At 45.5% G+C, this 593-nt stretch carries 2 rRNA genes; both read right to left on the bottom strand.

Features of this window, described 5'->3' with window-relative positions:
* Window positions 1–82, bottom strand: a 5S ribosomal RNA gene (rrf, locus tag INT03_RS00010); the annotation flags it as partial.
* Window positions 83–270: 188 nt separating this feature from the next.
* Window positions 271–593: ribosomal RNA gene (locus tag INT03_RS00005) — 23S ribosomal RNA — on the bottom strand; the annotation flags it as partial.

Below are 593 nucleotides of genomic sequence, written 5' to 3'. Positions count from 1 at the left end.
CCACACTACCATTGGCGCAATGATGTTTCACTTCTGAGTTCGGGAAGGGATCAGGTGGTGCCATCATGCTATTGTCGTCAGCAAAGGGGGTTAGATATGAGTCTGTTATTTTTATTGTTTGACTATAAGTGTTTAGTTTATGGTCGACCAACAGTAACCTAACTGAATCAAGGTTAAAGGTGATATCGAAATATTCTTTCTTTTATTCTAAAGCTTTTGCTTTACAAGATAGATTAATTAGAGCTTTCATACAAACCACTTGGGTGTTGTATGGTCAAGCCAAACGAGCAATTAGTACAGGTTAGCTACATGCATCGCTGCACTTCCACACCCTGCCTATCAACGTCGTAGTCTTCAACGGCTCTTTAGGGAAATCTAATCTTGAGGTGGGCTTCCCGCTTAGATGCTTTCAGCGGTTATCCCATCCGAACGTAGCTACCGGGCAATGCCACTGGCGTGACAACCCGAACACCAGAGGTTCGTCCACTCTGGTCCTCTCGTACTAGGAGCAGATCCTCTCAAATTTCCAACGCCCACGGTAGATAGGGACCGAACTGTCTCACGACGTTCTAAACCCAGCTCGCGTACCTCTT

This window comes from Psychrobacter sp. PG1, assembly GCF_014897815.1.
In the GTDB taxonomy this organism is placed as follows: domain Bacteria; phylum Pseudomonadota; class Gammaproteobacteria; order Pseudomonadales; family Moraxellaceae; genus Psychrobacter.
The sequence above is the reverse complement of the archived record's forward strand: the minus strand, read 5'-3'. Positions and strand labels throughout refer to the sequence as shown.